Below are 17,451 nucleotides of genomic sequence, written 5' to 3'. Positions count from 1 at the left end.
TAGTATGATGGTTAACATTTCAGAAACTGCACAAGAACACTTTGTAAAACTACTTTCTGGGCAAGCTGAAGGTACGAGTATCCGTGTATTTGTTGTAAACCCGGGTACAGCAAGCGCAGAATGTGGTGTATCCTACTGTCCGGCTGACGCTATAGAAGCTGACGACATTGAATTAAAGTTTGAAAACTTTTCAGCTTACATAGACGCCGACAGTAAGACTTATTTAGAAGAAGCAGAAATAGATTTTACCTCTGACCAAATGGGCTCGCAATTAACCTTAAAAGCGCCAAATGCTAAGCTACGTAAAGTTGCCGATGACGCGCCATTATTTGAGCGTGTTGATTACTTCTTAAAAGCTGAGGTTAACCCTCAGCTAGCGAGTCATGGCGGCGATTGTACGCTAATGGAAATCACTGAAGACGGTTATGCTGTATTACAATTTGGCGGTGGCTGTAATGGTTGTGCCCAAATCGATGTCACCGTTAAAGACGGCATTGAGAAGCAATTAATTGACATGATGGCGGGTGAAATTAAAGGCGTAAAAGATATGACAGAGCATGAACGTGGCGAACACTCATACTACTAATAACCTGCTGTTGTCAGTAAGGTTTTAATGTCATTATTAGAAAAAATAGGCCAAGATCCACAACGCAGTATGCAGCGTTTTCTCAGTGGACTTGGTCTTTTTATTATCGGCGTCTGTTTTATATTTCTCGGTTACTATCAGCACTATCTTTGGCAAATACTCGGCGTAGTTATTTTAGCTTGCGGTTGTCTACTGGCTATTTACGCTTATATCGGATTATTTGCTCATCGTTTGTATTATATATTTAACCGCACTAGGCCTTAAATTACTCACCTTAAAAGTGCTATTCTTAAAAGTACTACTCTTAAAAAGAACAAGCGGTAAAAGCGCTAGAAAGTATGCTTATTTCGCTGATAATGCCAAGCTAATGTCATACCGCGTGCTAACATAAATATTGAAAATGCCGCCCACAGGCCATGATTACCATAATCCTTTAATAGCCACCATACCGGAAAAAAGCAGCCAAAAGTGGCGATTATCATACTGTTTCTCATAATATGCGCCTGCATCAAACCAACATACACACCATCATATAAATAACACCAACAGGCCAGTAAGGGTAAAGCGACAATCCAAAATAAATGTTGCTGGGCATAATCAACCACAGCCGATATATCCGAAATACTGACAATAAAATAATTGCCCGCCAGATAAAACAATAAACTATAAGCGAGCGCAAATATGCCAGTCCAAAAGAGCGCAATATTGACACTGACAAACATGCTTTTTTGATTATTCTCTCCTTTCGCTTTACCTACCATCACTTCCGCTGCATTGGCAACACCGTCTAAACCAAACGATATTAACAACAAAAAATTCATCAAGATAGCATTAGCAGCAATCACATCGTCGCCTAATCGAGCACCTTGAAAGGTCATAAAAATAAAGCATATTTCTAAACATAAAGTACGAATTAATATATCTCGATTCAGTTTAAAATAGCTTAACAAAGCGGTTCGCTCTACAGCCGCAGCAAACATTTGCTGTGCGCTAGCAAATAAGCCAGTAAATTTTTGTTTAAAGTTATTGTATACAAAAGCTAAGCCGATAAATAAGCCACTATATTCTGCAATCAGTGTTGCCATAGCTACACCTTTAACTTGCCAAGCAAAACCAATCACAAACAGTAAATCTAAGCCTAAGTTAATCAAGTTAGTGGCAATAATTAACCACATCACCACTTTGGCTTGATGATTACCCAGCAACCAACCCAAAATAACTAAATTAGCCAGTGCTGCTGGCAAACCCCAAATTCGAATAGCGCTATATTCTTGCGCATAAAACTGCACTTGCTCAGAACCACCGGCTAATGATAGTGCAAGATCAAGGTAAAAATTCTGAAATACAATAACGACCAGACCAATGGCAAACGCAACAATAATCCCGCGTAGTAATATCAAACAGCTTAATGCATTATTTTTTTGGCCAAACGCCTGCGCTGATAAGCCGGTGGTCGACATACGTAAAAAACCACACAGCCAAATGATGGCGGTAATGATCATGGCGCCAACCGTACTACCGCCTAAATAATAAGAATATTCTAGGTGGCCAATAACAGCGGTATCCACTAAACCCAACAAAGGCGCAGTAATGTTTGACAAAATCATGGGGAAAGCAAGAATAAATAACTGCTTATGGCGTTCTATATTGGTGAATTTCAAAAAAAGCCAACCTTTATGGCAAATGGACTGTTTAAATAGTAGAAAAAAAGCTACTTTACCTAAGCGACTAACGCCCTATAAATATCTCAGGAAGATTAACATGAAATATCGTTTGTTGGCAGCATTATGCTATTGCCTCCACATCACCAGCTTCGCCACTGTCATTCTACAATATCACCATGTCAGCGATACAACTCCAGCCAGCACCAGTATCTCTCCAAGCCAATTTGCGCTGCATATGCAATACCTAGCAGACAACAATTTTGAGGTGATTGCCTTATCAAGCTTAATGAATTCAATTAAAACACAAACAGCATTGCCAAATAAGTCTGTGGTTATTACCTTTGATGATGCTTATTTAGATATTTTAACCCAGGGTAAGCCGATATTAGATCAACACGATTATCCCTTTACCATCTTTATTAACCCCGGCATTGTCGAGCAAAATTCCGAGCATTATCTCTCGTGGCAGCAACTCAAAGAGATGGCAGACAACGGAGTAATTATTGCTAATCATGGCATGGCGCACGATTCATTAATCCGAATACCTGATGGCATGACGATGCAACAGTGGTTAGCAAAAAACACGCAATCCTTGCTAAGTGCCGAAAAAATAATTGCAGAAAAAACCGGACAGAGTTGGCGCTATTTCGCTTATCCCTACGGTGAATATAGTCCTGAAATTCAGCAGTGGATACAAGACAATAACTTTGTCGCTTTCTCACAACAATCAGGCGCTGTTAGCTTGGATACTAACACGACAATTATTCCACGCTTTCCGGTTTCACAGCCTTACGATCAATTACCCAGCTTACGCGATAAACTCAATGCTTTACCTTTTAGCATTCGCGTTGAGGCAGAAAATCAACAAACCATTTTTCAACAAGGTGAGTCAACTTCAGTAAGTTTTAAGGTCGATGTGGACGATTTTAATCCTGAACAATTAAATTGCTATATTTCTAGTTTAGGCCGTCAAGAAATTCAATGGCAAGAGGATGAAATGTTTACTATTAATTACAGTGCAGCACTGCCAACAGGTCGTGTACGTTGCAATTGTACCGCCCCCAGCATTAGTGAGCCTGGACGCTATTATTGGTTTTCAAAACCTTGGTTTATTCTCAAAGAAAACGGTCAGTGGTATCCACTGTAGCCTTATTCACGGTAAATAACACCTGTTAACACTATGGGTATTAAGGCCAATAGTATTAACGAATCATACTTTCTGTCGGTAGGATTTATGCTTTCAAGTAAGCCTTAACTTGTTCACACGATTGCTCAATCAATATGATGGGCTGAATCAATATAATGGATAAGGCTAATCAGCAAGTGACCTTTAAGCTGACAGCTATTCACTGACCGCTTACACTTAAAATTTGCTTTAACTCTAGCTCAATACAAAGCGACGATTTTTGCAAAGTCACTGACCAGTTTATCGCCTTCAATCACAGGAACTTCACCCAGTGCTTGTTTAGGTTTAAAAATAGCTTCTACTTTACCTGCGGGGTTAATCAAAACCAATGACGCACTGTGATCGACTAAATAACGGGTCGCAGTTGCGCCATGATTGTCTTTAGCATCGCTATTAACTTTTTGCCCTGACTTTTGCTCTGACGCTGGCTCTGATTCAGTTATCGCATACATTAAGCCTAAATTTCGTGCAAATGGAAATAACACACCGTGATGGCCATATAAGGCCTTAAATTCCGGATTGAAATAACCTATGTAACTGGCGAGCTTTGCTTGTGTGTCACGTTCTGGGTCAACAGACACTAATAACACTTGGCTTTTATTGCTGATCGCTTTTAAATCATCATAAATAAAATTCATTTCTTGTAAGGTAGTTGGGCAAACATCTGGGCACGATGTATAACCAAAAAACACCCAACTCCAATGACCTTTTAGCGACTCGTTATTAAACGCTTCGCCCAAATGATCAGTTAATTCAAAAGCTTTAACATCTCTTGCTTGTTGATAATGCAAGGCAAATTCAACAGGGGCTTTTTTATTTACCTGACCAAATAACATCACACCTGCTGCTAATGCCCCCAAGGCTACAATCAGAATAACAATTTTATTCATTAACCTGTTACCGGTAATAGATAATGATCGAGTAAAAGAATAATAAATAACGCCATTAAATGCACAATAGAAAACTTGAAAGTGTCCATTGCAGTATTTTCATCGGCATTAAATTTCAGTTTCCATGCGTAAGCAAAAAACACTAAGTTCAATACCACAGCGCCAATTAAATATAACCAATTACTCATCCCCACTAAATAAGGTAACAAGCCCACTATAAAGAGCAATACTGTATATAACAAAATTTGAGTTTTGGTAAAATTAACGCCATGTGTGACCGGTAACATAGGAATATTTACTTTTGCATACTCGTCTTTACGATGAATAGCCAAAGCCCAAAAATGTGGTGGCGTCCAAGTAAAGATTAATAACACTAATAATAACGCATTAGGATGCACTTCATTGGTCATTGCTGTCCAACCCAATAAAGGTGGAATAGCACCGGCTAAACCGCCGATAGTAATATTTTGTGGGGTAGCACGCTTTAAGTACATAGTATAAACAAAGCTATAACCGACTAAGCCTGAAAAAGTTAACCAAGCGGTGAGCGGGTTCACCAGGCTATATAAAATAGCGAAGCCTGTTACTGCTAGAGTCATAGCAAATGTCGACGCATTACGCGCGGTAAGTCTGCCATTCGGCAAAGGGCGATTATGAGTACGCCCCATTTCACTGTCGATGCGCTGATCAACAATATGATTAATCGCTGCCGCGGCAGATGACAAAAAACCAATACCTATCATCGACGGCACTAATACCTGCCATGGAATAACACCCGGCACAGATAAACACATGCCCACTAGCGCAGTTAATACTAATAACGCGACGACCCTAGGCTTGGTAATTTCATAATAATCACGCCAAATGGGTGTATTAGGTGCGCTATGGCTCGCTTCTATTGTGTTGCTTTGACTCATAATATGCTCCTAAGTTTTACGTTTTAAACTGTATGTCATGGTAATTAATGACATCATTAACATGGCGGCTACTACGTTGTGGCTAACCGCAACATTTAGCGGTAGTGAGAACCAAACATTGCTAATACCCAAACCAACTTGCACGCTGAGTATAAAACCTAAACTCAATGCGGTGTTCTTAAAAAATGGTGATTGCGCCTTACGAAAAATCCGAATAGCCAACCAAAATAAGTACAGTGTTGTTACTATAGCACCTAAGCGATGCATAACATGAATGGTCAAGCGTGAGGCATGATCAAGGTGGCCAAATTCATAACTTTCTTTCTCCGGCGGAATAAGATCAAAAGCATGTTCAAAGTTCATCTGCTCCACCCAACCCGCTTGGCATATAGGTAGTTCAGCACAAGTAAGCGCGGCATAGTTAGATGATGTCCAACCGCCCAAACCAATTTGTGCCACTAAAATAAAAATACCAATCACAGCAAATTTAAAGTATTTTTTCAGGCCAATGTCACCACCCGGCACTCGAAAATCACTCAAACGTAAATACAGTAATAGCAATAAGCACAGCGTAGTAAAGCCACCCAGTAAATGCCCCATTACCACCACAGGCATTAACTTCATGGTGACAGTCCACATGCCAAGTGCCGCTTGAAAAATCACCACTATTAGCAGTAAAATTGGCAGTCCTAACGGACCACGTTGCGCGCGACGCTTTAGCGACATTAAGGCAATAATAAGGATTAACACCCCTAATGAACCAGCGAAATAGCGATGGATCATTTCATTCCATGCTTTTTCTGGTTCAACAGGACGTTCAGGAAACGCTTGCTCAGCAGCAATAATTTGAGCACTGGTTTTAGGGACTTCAACTAAACCATAACAACCTGGCCAATCTGGACAACCAAGACCTGCATGGGTTAGGCGTGCATAAGCACCTAAACTGACCACCACAATCGCTAATAATATACTAACAAAAACAAGTTTTCTAAGGTCGGAAGAGCTTTGTGTTTTCATTTAGCCAATCCTTGAATACTTCAGCAGTTTCTTAAAGTCTGCCAATATGGCTTTGCCAAATTGTGGCAGCTGCTCGGCATTTTTGGGTGGTACATGGCTAAGAATGACGTTACCTAGGGGGTCAACAATCAAGACTTGTGATTGTGTGATCGCCACCTTTGCCAAAGCGGGCATAGTTTGAATATGCCAGCGTTTAAGTTGAATTTTTTCTGCTTGCTCTGCGCGTAAATCTTGTTGCGTTAAGCCAACGAGTTTCACACGTGGCATTTCTTTACCTAGGGCAATATAAGTGTTGTTAACACTGACCAAGGTCTTTTCACATTGCTCATCACAACGGGTTGGCAAGGTGTATAACATCAACCATTGGTGATCAAAGTCATCAATACTTAAACCAAGTTGCGCTAAGGTTAACTCATTTTCAATCAGTTGCCCTTGATTGGTCACTCCGTAATTAAACCATTGCTGATTCAACGCTAATTTAGCTAGTGCAATGGGAATGATGAAAACCGCCAAGAGAATTAGCATACTGCGGCGCGATTTATTTAACTTTGAAGAACTCATACAACTCAGCCTTTTATTCTTATTATTTGGTTTCGGTATCTGTCTAACCTGCTTATTCGTCATTATCTCAGGTTACTTATGCTTATTCAGACGGATCTTTTTTAGCCATTTTTATCGCCGCCCAAACCATCAAACTTATCCAAGCTAACGCTAAACTAAACCATTGAAACGCATAGGCTCGGTGTTTTTCTGGTGGCATTACGATGGGCTGCCAATTTTTTATATAACCTATAGTCTCTTTTTTATCTAAATAAACGACAAAGGGCAATAGTTTCTTGCCAATTAATTCTGAAAACTTATCTAGTTCGATTTGCTGTACTCGTAATGGCCAGGACGGATTAGTTAAGTTTTGTGCTTGTAATTGAATACCCACTTCCACTTCTCGCACATGGCCTGTGATGGTGTGTTGGCCAGTAATAGGGCTGATTTCAGGTAATATATTTCGGTCAATTGAGCCTTGTACCCAACCTAGATTCACTAATATAGCATCACCATTACTTTCAATGATTTGATAAACACGATAACCCAAACGGCCTTTATTGGGTTGGTTGTCGAGTAAAAATATTTTATCGCCAACAAAATCACCCTTTAACTGAATAGGTAAATCGTTAATACCATCTTGTAAACCGCTCAGTGTTAATACTTGCGCTAGTGATAAGTCTTGGCGTTGACTTAACTCACTGATGCGCTGTTGACGTTGTTCTTTTTCAAGCGCTCGGTCAACCTGCCAAAATCCGAGCTTGATTAATGACGAAAATACTAGCATGGTAAATATAACCATCGGCCAGTTAAGTTGCTTGAATTTGTGCTTAAGTGATACCGACTTCATAAACTACCGCATGTTGACTAACTAAAAACAGATGATAAAAGAGAGAATACTGTGTTAATTAAATTTATTGTTGTCGGCTTATTAGCCTTTATGGTTTATAACCTATTTCGAGCGTTATTCATTATGAATAAAAATGATCCGAATAAAGCATCTATGTCTAAATTTATAGGACGACGGGTGATGACCTCTGTTGTACTGGTGTTATTACTACTACTGGGTATTCTCACCGGAGTGATTACACCTAACCCTAGTCCGTATTAAATAGTCAAAAGGTACGATATTTATCAAGATAAATATCGTACCTTAAACTGCTTATTCAAACACAATAGCGTTAAATAATATAAACGAACACGAACAGTATTACCCACACTACATCAACAAAATGCCAATACCAACTCGCGGCTTGAAAGGCAAAATGGTTTTTCGGCGTAAAATGCCCCTTAAATACTCGAATAAGCATCACTAGCAGCATAATTGTCCCTAAGGTCACATGCATACCGTGAAAGCCTGTTAGCAAATAAAAGGTATTGCCATAAATGCCACTGTCTAAATACAATTTCATTTCGTCGGCATAACCATGGGCGTATTCTAAGCCTTGGCAAAACAAAAACACCACACCTAGCACAACGGTCAGCCCTAACCAAAATTTCAATAAACCACGTTTATTCTGCTCTAACGAAACATGAGCAAAATGGGCAGTAATTGATGAAGTTAACAACAAAATAGTGTTAATTAATGGCAAGCCATACCAACCCATAGCTGTAGTTTCAGTACCGTCTGGCGTTTTAATTAATGGCCAAGTCGCGGTAAATTCAGGCCATAAAATTATTGCCGTTGCTGCATTATTTCCGGCGCCATCAAGCCAGGGTACTGAAAAAGTACGGGCGTAAAGTAAGGCGCCAAAAAAAGCGGCAAAAAACATCACTTCTGAAAAAATAAACCAACTCATACCTTGGCGGAATGAATTGTCCATTTGGTGGCTATATTTACCTGACATTGACTCGGTAATAACATTGTTAAACCAACCAAACATCATATAAATAATCAATGCAATACCCGCCAGCAATACCCAGCCGCCGCCTGCATTTTCAGGGTTATTCAAATTTGCAACATAATTTGCCGCACCTACAGCAATCAAAAATAAGGCAATAGCGCCTACTATTGGCCATTTGCTTTGCGCTGGTACGTAATAACTTTCGTATTCTTTTATTGTCATTGTTGTTCCCCTCATTTAAGTGCCAAGCACTTAAGAATCAACCGAGCTTGTAATGTCGTACAAGGTGTAAGATAGGGTGATGGTGGATACGTCATCGGGTATGTCCAAATCGACATAAAATTGCAATCCCATTTCAACATCCTCACTGGCTTTTAACGGTTGGCTATTAAAACAAAAGCATTCTATCTTTTGAAAATAAACCGCCGCCCGTCCTGGTGATACTGACGGTACAGCTTGTCCGACAATATCTCTTGTAGACTCATTTTTAGCGTAAAATATAACGGTTTTTCGCTCACCTGGGTGTACTTCTACTTCATTAACCATTGGCTCAAACTTCCAAGGGATACCTTTGGCTGTCCGAGTCAAAAATTGTACGGTAATCGTACGTTCGGTATCTATGCTCTTGACGTTGTAACTTGCCGCAACATTAGATGTTTTTCCGTTTAACCCCGTGATATCACAAAAAACGTCGTATAACGGCACCATCGCAAAACCAAAACCAAACATACCAAAAACAATCAACATCAGTTTTTTTACTGTTTTTTTCACCGAAGCATCATGCGTTGTCGCTTGTGCTTGCTTTGATAACTTGTTTTGCGATTCACCGTTAGTCATTTTAGCTCCACTTAATCAATTTTTGGTGGCGTTGTGAACGTGTGGTATGGCGCAGGGCTAGGCACTGTCCATTCCAAACCTTCAGCTCCATCCCAAGGTTTCATCGGCGCTTTTTCTCCGCCTCTAATACACTTGATAACCAATACCAAGAAGATTAACTGCGAAATACCAAAGGCAAAGCCACCAATACTCACCCACTTATTAAAGTCAGCAAACTGCAAAGCATAATCAGGAATACGACGAGGCATACCGGCCAAACCTAAAAAGTGCATTGGGAAAAACAATAAGTTTACTGAAATAAGTGAACACCAAAAATGCCACTTACTTAACGTATCGTTATACATGTGACCCGTCCATTTTGGTAACCAGTAATAAGCGCCAGCAAAAATAGAAAACAACGCCCCAGTAACCAATACATAGTGGAAATGAGCCACAACAAAGTAAGTATCGTGATATTGAAAATCAGCTGGGGTCATTGCTAGCATCAAGCCAGAAAAGCCACCGATAGTGAACAAAATCACAAAGGCAATAGAGAACAACATAGGGGTTTCAAAACTAAGAGACCCACGCCACATAGTAGCTGCCCAGTTAAAGACTTTCACCCCTGTAGGTACGGCAATTAACATCGTGCAATACATAAAGAATAATTCGCCAAATAACGGCATACCCGTGGTAAACATGTGATGCGCCCAAACGATAAACGACAAAAATGCAATGGATGCAGTCGCGTAAACCATTGAACTGTAGCCAAATAGAGGCTTACGTGAGAAGGCTGGAATCGTTGTAGAGACAATACCAAATGCAGGTAAAATCATGATGTAAACTTCAGGATGACCAAAGAACCAGAAAATATGCTGGAACATTACCGGGTCACCACCACCGGCGGCGTCAAAGAAACTGGTGCCAAAATAGGTATCGGTTAACACCATAGTAACGGTACCCGCGAGCACCGGCATCACCGCTATTAACAAGTAAGCCGTAATGAAAAATGTCCAAACAAATAATGGCATTTTCATGTAAGTCATACCAGGCGCACGCATATTCATAATGGTTACAACGATGTTAATTGCGCCCATAATTGAGGAAATACCCATAATATGTACCGCAAAAACGAAGAACGCTGTACTGCCGTTACTATAGGTGGTTGATAAAGGCGCGTAGAAGGTCCAACCAAAGTTTGGTGCACCACTTTCCATAAAGAAAGACGACAATAAAATAGCGAAAGCAAAGGGTAATATCCAAAAGCTCCAGTTATTCAGCCTAGGTAGTGCCATATCTGGCGCACCAACCATCATAGGTAGCATCCAGTTAGCCAAACCGGTAAAGGCTGGCATTATCGCACCAAATACCATAATAAGACCGTGTACTGTGGTCATTTGGTTAAAGAAATCAGGCTCAATTATCTGTAGTCCAGGCTGAAATAATTCAGCTCGGATAACCAACGCCATAGCACCGCCAGTTAAAAACATGATAAAAGAGAACCATAAATACATCGAACCAATGTCTTTATGGTTTGTGGTATATAACCAGCGTTTTATGCCGGTCATTTTATGATCATGGTGCTCACCGTCATGTGAATCATGCTCGGATTGATCATCAATTACATCAGTAGTCATTATAACGCCTCCCTACTTCGCGCTAGCAGCAACAACAGCTGCTGGCTGGACTAAATCACCGGTGTTATTACCCCAAGCGTTACGCTCATAAGTGACAACCGCCGCAATTTGCGTTTTAGTTAATTGGCCGGCAAAAGCCGCCATCGCTGGATTTTTCTTGCTGCCGTTAAGCACCATATCCAAATGCACTGCTACATCACCGGTAGCAATCACACTACCTTTAAGTGCAGGAAAAACAGGCGCCATACCTTCACCCGTAGCTTGATGACAAGCAGCACAAGCTGTCATGTAGACATCTTCACCCAGGGCCATTAATTCATCTTGGCTATAAACCTTTGATAAATCTTCTTTCGGTATAACTTTGGCAACAGTTGCAGCAACTTGTTCTTTAACTTCTTCAACCGCTTGCTCAACCGTATCTGAGGTACTTGCGCCACTGACCGCTTGCACGTCAGCCGCTTGAACAGCTTCACCCGTATTGTTACCCCAAGCATTACGCTCATAAGTTACAACCGCCGCAATTTCTTTTAAGCTTAATTGCTTACCATAAGCTTGCATGCCGGTACCTGCTTTACCATTAACGACAATATCTATATGCGCGCTAGCTGGACCCGTTGTGGCAATAGCACTACCTTTAAGGGCTGGAAATGCGGGAGGTAAACCTTGGCCACTGACTTGGTGACACGCTGCGCAGTAGGCGGTATAGGTTGTTTCTCCTAGTTGCATTAATTCGTCCATTGAAGCCGAAGCATTTAACGACGCCGCTTCAGCAGCTGCTGCATTGGCTTGCATTTGCTTTTGCTCATCAAGCCAAATGGCGTAATCTGCTTCAGACTTAACTTCAACCACTATCGGCATAAAGCCGTGGTCTTTGCCACACAACTCAGCACATTGGCCACGATAAACACCGGGTTCATCGACCTTGGTCCAAGCTTCATTAATAAAGCCTGGGTTAGCATCTTGTTTTACCGCAAATGCCGGTACCCACCAAGCATGGATAACATCATCAGAAGTAATAACAAAACGCACTTTTTTATTGATTGGAATAACCAAAGGACGATCAACTTCTAACAGGTAATGTTCACCTTTTTCTGCTGAGGTACCATCTTGGTTTTCGTATTGTTCACGCGGAGTAGAAAGCACTGAATAAAATTCAAGGTCTTGATCAAAGTATTTATAATGCCATTTCCACTGAGAACCCGTTACTTGAATGGTTAAATCCGCATCATCGTTATTTTCCATATCGATCAGCGTAATAGTGGCTGGAAAAGCCATAGCAATTAGAATAACAACAGGAATCGCTGTCCAAAGAATTTCAACTTTTGTGCTTTCATGAAAGGTTGCTGGTTTAAAGCCTTTTGATTTACGGTGAAACACCATAGACCAAAACATAGCACCAAAGACCACAACACCAATAGCAGTACAGATATAGAGCACTAGCATATGTAAATCATATACGTCTCTGCTCACCTCAGTAACACCTTTAGTTAAGTTCAGCGACATCTCTGCCCACACTGAACTAGAGAACAAGCCCCCTAGCAACAACAAACCTAGGTTACGTCTTTTCACACGACATCTCCTTCACCTTTAATTTAGGCCAAATAACATATTTTCATTATGAAAACCGGCTATTTAGCGCATACATTTATTATTATTTAAGTGACGCATTAATCAACAGTTGCCAATTGCGCCCTATTGTTTTTTTGTACGTTTTCCAGACTAGAATTACTTAAAACTTGATAGGGGTCAATTTTTAATTTCAAAAGCATGATAAATAAAAACCAATAAATACAATAGAGTAAATGCCCTAAACTGGACGACAAGTAGATTTTTAAAAGGATGGCTGCAATGTTCATATTTTGTTCAAGGCATAATTTTCATGCTGAATAATAAATAATCAACACAGAAACTTGCTGTATAAAAAGCAAGCTATTAGCGGTATTTATTGCCGAACAGGAGGATTGTTCTAACCAAAAAAATTGAGGTACATATTAGGCACAGAAATGGTTATCAAGCATAAGAAATACGCAGATTTTAACCCCCTAGATTAAACCTAGTGATAGTTAAATCTGCGAAATATAATGTAGAAAAATCTAGTTTAGGTAAATATTAGCATTTATGAAGTAAGTGCAAGCTGAACTACATCCAATCAGCCGCGCGAATAACACCAACGGCTAGACCTTCGATATTAAATTGCTGAAACTTTAAATCGACCTTAATCGGTGCAAAATCTTCATTTTCAGCATGTAAATAAACCACATTGCCCTCACGTTTAAAACGCTTAACGGTAACATCGTCTTCCACACGAGCAACAATCACTTGACCATTTTGCACGTCGGTTGTTTGATGAACAGCCAACAAGTCGCCATCCATAATGCCGATATCTTTCATGCTCTCGCCATTAACACGCAATAAATAATCAGCCGGAGGATGAAATAAATTGCCATCAACTTTGTAATGCTGCTCAACATGTTCTTGCGCCAAAATAGGCTCACCGGCCGCTACACGACCAATAAGTGGCAAACCATCTTCAGCGATAAACTCTTGTGTAAGACGAATACCACGCGATGTGCCAGGTAGCATTTCAATATAACCTTTCTTCGCTAGCGCTTTTAAATGTTCTTCTGCTGCATTGGCCGACTTAAAACCAAAAAAAGCAGCAATTTCAGCACGCGTTGGCGGCATACCTGTGTCGGAAATTTTTTCTCGGATCAGATCAAAAATCTGCTGTTGTCTGGGGGTTAAAGGGCGCATAGTTGTTCCTTAAGCTACTTAAGAGCGAGCCTGTATTTTTACACAGTATTACTGTTATTGTATACAGGCTGTAATTAAACGCAAGAAAATAATCATCCGCCTTTGCTAGTTTGGGTTTTAGTTGCAATGGTGGTGTTTCTAAAAACATTAAGTGCTCAATCCATGTTGTTGTAAGCGGCTTTCACGATTAAAATCAGTTAGGTGTGCATCACGGTCAATTTCATTGTTGATGAATCAAAAAGCACTGCTGATTAAGGTCATTAAAATAGCCATGAATAAAACTATTAACCTTGCTCAAACAGCAGGTATATAGGTTAATAAAACGTAGAAGGTGAATGGAAAATAATGAATAAAGACGAATATTTAGATTGTTGCCAAGCACAGTTGCTGAAAGTTTTTAGCCTCGCAAAAAATCATAAAAAAGATGATAAGCAAAAATTCAGGGCTGAAGGTTTTATCCATGCGGGTAAAGCGTTAGGCGTTATATCTCATGCAGAGGCTGTCGACGTTATCGCGCGAGCTCACTTTCAGGTATTTGGTGAAAGTATTGAATCTCGCCAAAATAGAAAAGCGAGCTTAAAAGAAGCTGTTGCTAAAGGTGATGAAAATTTTATTAACATTCCGGCTTATGAGCGATCAAAGCTATAATGCTTCAATCTCCCTCAACTCCTTAAGACTTTAAGACCTCAAAGTACCGTAAGTCATTTTACACAATGGCTTAAATACCCAGTGATGCAATAAGCGCCTCAGTTAACCAAGCTGTTGGCAAGTTTATAGCCTTTGCAAGCATGGTTTAGTCTGGGTATTAGCGCTTTCATTGCAGGCTTGGCTTGTCAGTATTCTAGCTAAACTCAGTACCTTAAGTTAACATCAATCTAGCTATCAACCACCTCATATCAATAGATGTAAACTATGATAAAAATTCGTGATTTAGAATATCTAACGGCCATTGCCGAATATAAGCATTTTGGCCATGCCGCTGAGGCTTGCTTTGTTAGTCAACCAACGCTAAGTGGTCAAATTCAAAAACTAGAACAACGCCTTAAGCTAACCTTAATTGAACGCCAACCGCGCAATGTTATGCTAACACCCGCAGGAGAAAAGTTAGTACAACAAGCTCGGCAAGTACTTAACGCCGCGAATAACTTTGAAGAAGCGGCAAAAGCGCTACTTGATCCCCTGTCAGGTGATTTACATATAGGCTTAATACCGACGTTAGCGCCATATATATTGCCGCATATTATGCCGGCACTAAACAGCAATCTAGCGAAAATAAACTTCTATTTACATGAAAATAGAACGCAAGATTTACTGCAACAATTGGAAACAGGTAAACTCGATATTTTAATTTTGCCTTGGTTGCCAGAAATGGCGCGTTTTGAACGTTACGATTTATTCACTGAGCCCTTGGTGATGGCAACGTCACCTTCACATCCACTGGCTAATAAAACTAAAGTAACATTTGATGATTTACATAATCAAAAAATTCTCACTTTAGAAGATGGCCATTGTTTGAGAGATCAAGCCATGGGCTATTGCTTTAGCGCTGGTGCGGAGGAAGATCATAGTTTTCGAGCCACCAGTCTTGAAACCTTACGTTATATGGTGGCCAGCAATATGGGTATTACGCTGCTACCACAGTTGGCGACAATTAATTATGCTCCACAAAAGCATATTCATTACATTCCTTTTGAAAGCCCGCAGCCGGTGCGTGAAATATCTTTACTTTGTCGTGCTGGTTACGCGCGTATGGAAAGTGTTAGAGCGGTGGTTAATGAAGTGCGCCAAGCAATGACGGGGTTATTTGATGAATAAATTAGCTATATTTCACAACACGCTTATTAGCTTCGACCAAAAACGCTATCGTTGCCAACGATAGCGTTTATTTTTTGAGTACTTATTGCACTAGCGTTTCAGTACTAATTAAAGCGACGAATTAATCCGCCATTAGGCTGCAGCTTCGCTAACGCTTTCAGTGTTTTCAAGCGGGTTCGGTGTTCTAATTAAATAATCGAATGCACCTAATGCTGCTGTTGCACCACTGCCCATAGCGATAATAATTTGTTTAAATGGCGTGTTTGTTACATCGCCCGCCGCATAAACACCCGCGATATTGGTTTCACCTTTGTGGTTAATGATCACCTCGCCTCGCTCGGTTAAATCAACACTTCCTTGCAAAAACTTTGAATTTGGCACTAAACCAATTTGTACGAAAATACCGGCAAGTTCGATACTCTCTTGCCTATCTGTTGCACGATTAAGGTAGTTTAGCCCAGTAACATGCTTGCCATTACCTAATACTTCGGTGGTTTGAGCATTAACAATAATCTCGATATTTGGCAAAGAACGCGCTTTATTTTGTAATACCGCATCAGCACGCAGTACGCTATCAAATTCAAGAACAGTAACATGCTTAACTAACCCAGCTAGATCAATGGCTGCCTCGATACCTGAGTTACCGCCACCAATTACCGCAACTGATTTGCCTTTAAATAATGGCCCATCACAGTGCGGACAATAAGCGACACCTTTACCACGGTATTCTTGCTCACCAGTGACGTTCATTTCTCTCCATCTTGCGCCTGTGGCAATAATGGTTGAGCGTGTTTGTAAGATAGCGCCGTTTTCTAATTCAACGGTGATTAAACCACCTTCAACATCACTTTCTATAATTTTTTTCACCTGTTGATTATTCATAATATCAACATCGTATTCATTAACATGGGCTTCTAGATTAGCCACTAGTTTAGGCCCATCAGTTGCATTCACTGAGATAAAATTTTCAATGGACATGGTTTCTTGTAATTGGCCACCAAAATTGTCTGCCACTATGCCTGTGCGTATCCCTTTACGGGCACTATATATCGCTGATGACGCACCTGCTGGGCCACCACCTATAACTAATAAGTCAAAAGCTGCTTTATTGTTTATCGCCTTAGCCTGTCTCGCGCCAGCATTGGTATCAACTTTGTTTAAAATCTCAGTTACCGTCATTCTGCCTTGGCCAAACGCTTTACCGTTTAAGTAAACTGCCGGTACTGATAAAATATCTCGTTGGTAAACTTCTTCTTGGAATAATGCCCCATCAACCATCACATGCTTAATTTGCGGATTAATTGCCGCCATCATGTTAAGTGCTTGCACTACGTCTGGGCAATTTTGACAACTTAAGGAAATATAGGTTTCAAAGCTATGCTCACCTTCTAGTGAGGCCACTTGCTCAATCACCGCTTTATCAAGCTTTATTGGATGTCCACCGCTGTGTAACAAGGCTAATACCAAAGATGTAAATTCATGTCCCATCGGCACGCCAGCGAAGCGCATTTCGCCACCAGTTTTAACTGATTTTACTAACATTGATGGCACTCGCTCGTTGCTTGCATCTGCTGCAACAACCGAGACTAATGCTGACATTTCAGCAATTTCTGTCACCAAGGTATTTAATTCTTTTGATTTAACGTCGTCACCTAAAAATACTGATAATTCAACAGCCGATGTTAAATTCTGTAAATAGGTCGTTAGTTGTTGCTTTAAGTTTGTATCTAACATGGTTTATTCCTTTGAAAAAACTGATGAATAGGATGATTTTTAGGTCATGCT

18 protein-coding genes are annotated in these 17,451 nt (G+C 40.4%); 6 read left to right on the top strand and 12 right to left on the bottom strand.

All coding sequences use genetic code 11. The annotated features are described in order from the left end of the window. Window positions 1-7: 7 nt before the first annotated feature. Together nfuA and H4J54_RS12930 are read left to right on the top strand one after the other, a co-directional pair. Window positions 8-586 (top strand): Fe-S biogenesis protein NfuA, encoded by a 579-nt coding sequence (nfuA, locus tag H4J54_RS12935; protein WP_182191695.1) that lies wholly within the window; start codon window positions 8-10, stop codon window positions 584-586. A 27-nt stretch (window positions 587-613) separates the two neighbouring features. Beyond that, window positions 614-850: a hypothetical protein gene (locus tag H4J54_RS12930; protein WP_182191295.1), complete on the top strand. Its 237-nt coding sequence runs from the start codon at window positions 614-616 to the stop codon at window positions 848-850. Window positions 851-915: 65 nt separating this feature from the next. Here H4J54_RS12930 and H4J54_RS12925 read toward each other — a convergent pair whose 3' ends face one another. Then, window positions 916-2,247 carry an MATE family efflux transporter gene (locus H4J54_RS12925; RefSeq protein WP_259367015.1) on the bottom strand — a complete coding sequence of 444 codons (1,332 nt, stop codon included), beginning with the start codon at window positions 2,245-2,247 and terminating at the stop codon, window positions 916-918. A gap of 100 nt (window positions 2,248-2,347) precedes the next feature. Between H4J54_RS12925 and H4J54_RS12920 the strand changes: the two genes are divergently transcribed. Beyond that, window positions 2,348-3,397, top strand: a complete 1,050-nt coding sequence (locus H4J54_RS12920; RefSeq protein WP_182191293.1) for a polysaccharide deacetylase family protein — start codon at window positions 2,348-2,350, stop codon at window positions 3,395-3,397. 239 nt (window positions 3,398-3,636) lie between these two features. On the opposite strand, the gene H4J54_RS12915 is transcribed toward H4J54_RS12920, so the two are convergent. The 5 genes from H4J54_RS12915 to H4J54_RS12895 all read right to left on the bottom strand — a co-directional run bounded on the left by H4J54_RS12915 (window position 3,637) and on the right by H4J54_RS12895 (window position 7,650). Beyond that, a complete protein-coding gene (locus H4J54_RS12915; protein WP_182191292.1) occupies window positions 3,637-4,326 on the bottom strand; it encodes an SCO family protein in 690 nt (229 codons plus the stop codon). After that, a complete protein-coding gene (gene cyoE, locus H4J54_RS12910) occupies window positions 4,326-5,243 on the bottom strand; it encodes a heme o synthase (RefSeq protein WP_182191291.1) in 918 nt (305 codons plus the stop codon). The genes H4J54_RS12915 and cyoE overlap by 1 nt, the downstream gene beginning before the upstream one ends. A gap of 9 nt (window positions 5,244-5,252) precedes the next feature. Continuing rightward, window positions 5,253-6,260, bottom strand: coding sequence for a heme A synthase (locus H4J54_RS12905; RefSeq protein ID WP_182191290.1), 1,008 nt, complete (start codon window positions 6,258-6,260; stop codon window positions 5,253-5,255). Further along, window positions 6,261-6,821 (bottom strand): hypothetical protein, encoded by a 561-nt coding sequence (locus H4J54_RS12900; protein WP_182191289.1) that lies wholly within the window; start codon window positions 6,819-6,821, stop codon window positions 6,261-6,263. It abuts the gene before it with no gap. Between the two features lie 82 nt (window positions 6,822-6,903). After that, entirely contained in the window at window positions 6,904-7,650 is a 747-nt protein-coding gene (locus H4J54_RS12895; protein ID WP_182191288.1) for an SURF1 family protein, read from the bottom strand. Between the two features lie 51 nt (window positions 7,651-7,701). Here H4J54_RS12895 and H4J54_RS12890 point away from each other — a divergent pair, with 51 nt between their 5' ends. Then, the gene (locus H4J54_RS12890) at window positions 7,702-7,911 is read left to right on the top strand and encodes a DUF2909 domain-containing protein (protein ID WP_182184364.1); all 210 of its coding nucleotides are present in this window, start codon (window positions 7,702-7,704) and stop codon (window positions 7,909-7,911) included. A 70-nt stretch (window positions 7,912-7,981) separates the two neighbouring features. On the opposite strand, the gene H4J54_RS12885 is transcribed toward H4J54_RS12890, so the two are convergent. The 5 genes from H4J54_RS12885 to lexA form a co-directional block, all read right to left on the bottom strand. Then, the gene (locus H4J54_RS12885) at window positions 7,982-8,866 is read right to left on the bottom strand and encodes a cytochrome c oxidase subunit 3 (RefSeq protein ID WP_182191287.1); all 885 of its coding nucleotides are present in this window, start codon (window positions 8,864-8,866) and stop codon (window positions 7,982-7,984) included. A 30-nt stretch (window positions 8,867-8,896) separates the two neighbouring features. Further along, window positions 8,897-9,481: a cytochrome c oxidase assembly protein gene (locus H4J54_RS12880; RefSeq protein WP_182191286.1), complete on the bottom strand. Its 585-nt coding sequence runs from the start codon at window positions 9,479-9,481 to the stop codon at window positions 8,897-8,899. Window positions 9,482-9,492: 11 nt separating this feature from the next. Further along, complete coding sequence (ctaD, locus tag H4J54_RS12875; protein ID WP_182191284.1) at window positions 9,493-11,097, bottom strand: cytochrome c oxidase subunit I; 1,605 nt, start codon at window positions 11,095-11,097, stop codon at window positions 9,493-9,495. A gap of 12 nt (window positions 11,098-11,109) precedes the next feature. Further along, on the bottom strand, window positions 11,110-12,600 hold the full coding sequence (gene coxB / locus H4J54_RS12870) for a cytochrome c oxidase subunit II (RefSeq protein WP_182191693.1): 1,491 nt from the start codon (window positions 12,598-12,600) through the stop codon (window positions 11,110-11,112). A 636-nt stretch (window positions 12,601-13,236) separates the two neighbouring features. Then, window positions 13,237-13,851: a transcriptional repressor LexA gene (gene lexA / locus H4J54_RS12865; protein ID WP_182191282.1), complete on the bottom strand. Its 615-nt coding sequence runs from the start codon at window positions 13,849-13,851 to the stop codon at window positions 13,237-13,239. Window positions 13,852-14,196: 345 nt separating this feature from the next. Between lexA and H4J54_RS12860 the strand changes: the two genes are divergently transcribed. Beyond that, window positions 14,197-14,499: a hypothetical protein gene (locus H4J54_RS12860; protein WP_182191280.1), complete on the top strand. Its 303-nt coding sequence runs from the start codon at window positions 14,197-14,199 to the stop codon at window positions 14,497-14,499. 264 nt (window positions 14,500-14,763) lie between these two features. After that, window positions 14,764-15,666, top strand: a complete 903-nt coding sequence (oxyR, locus tag H4J54_RS12855; RefSeq protein WP_182191277.1) for a DNA-binding transcriptional regulator OxyR — start codon at window positions 14,764-14,766, stop codon at window positions 15,664-15,666. Window positions 15,667-15,798: 132 nt separating this feature from the next. On the opposite strand, the gene ahpF is transcribed toward oxyR, so the two are convergent. Continuing rightward, window positions 15,799-17,400: an alkyl hydroperoxide reductase subunit F gene (gene ahpF, locus H4J54_RS12850; RefSeq protein WP_182191275.1), complete on the bottom strand. Its 1,602-nt coding sequence runs from the start codon at window positions 17,398-17,400 to the stop codon at window positions 15,799-15,801. Window positions 17,401-17,451 lie beyond the last annotated feature (51 nt).

Source organism: Colwellia sp. MB3u-8 (genome assembly GCF_014076985.1).
Taxonomy (GTDB): domain Bacteria; phylum Pseudomonadota; class Gammaproteobacteria; order Enterobacterales; family Alteromonadaceae; genus Cognaticolwellia.
Note: the sequence above shows the minus strand (reverse complement) of the source record. Positions and strands in the feature narration are given on the sequence as shown.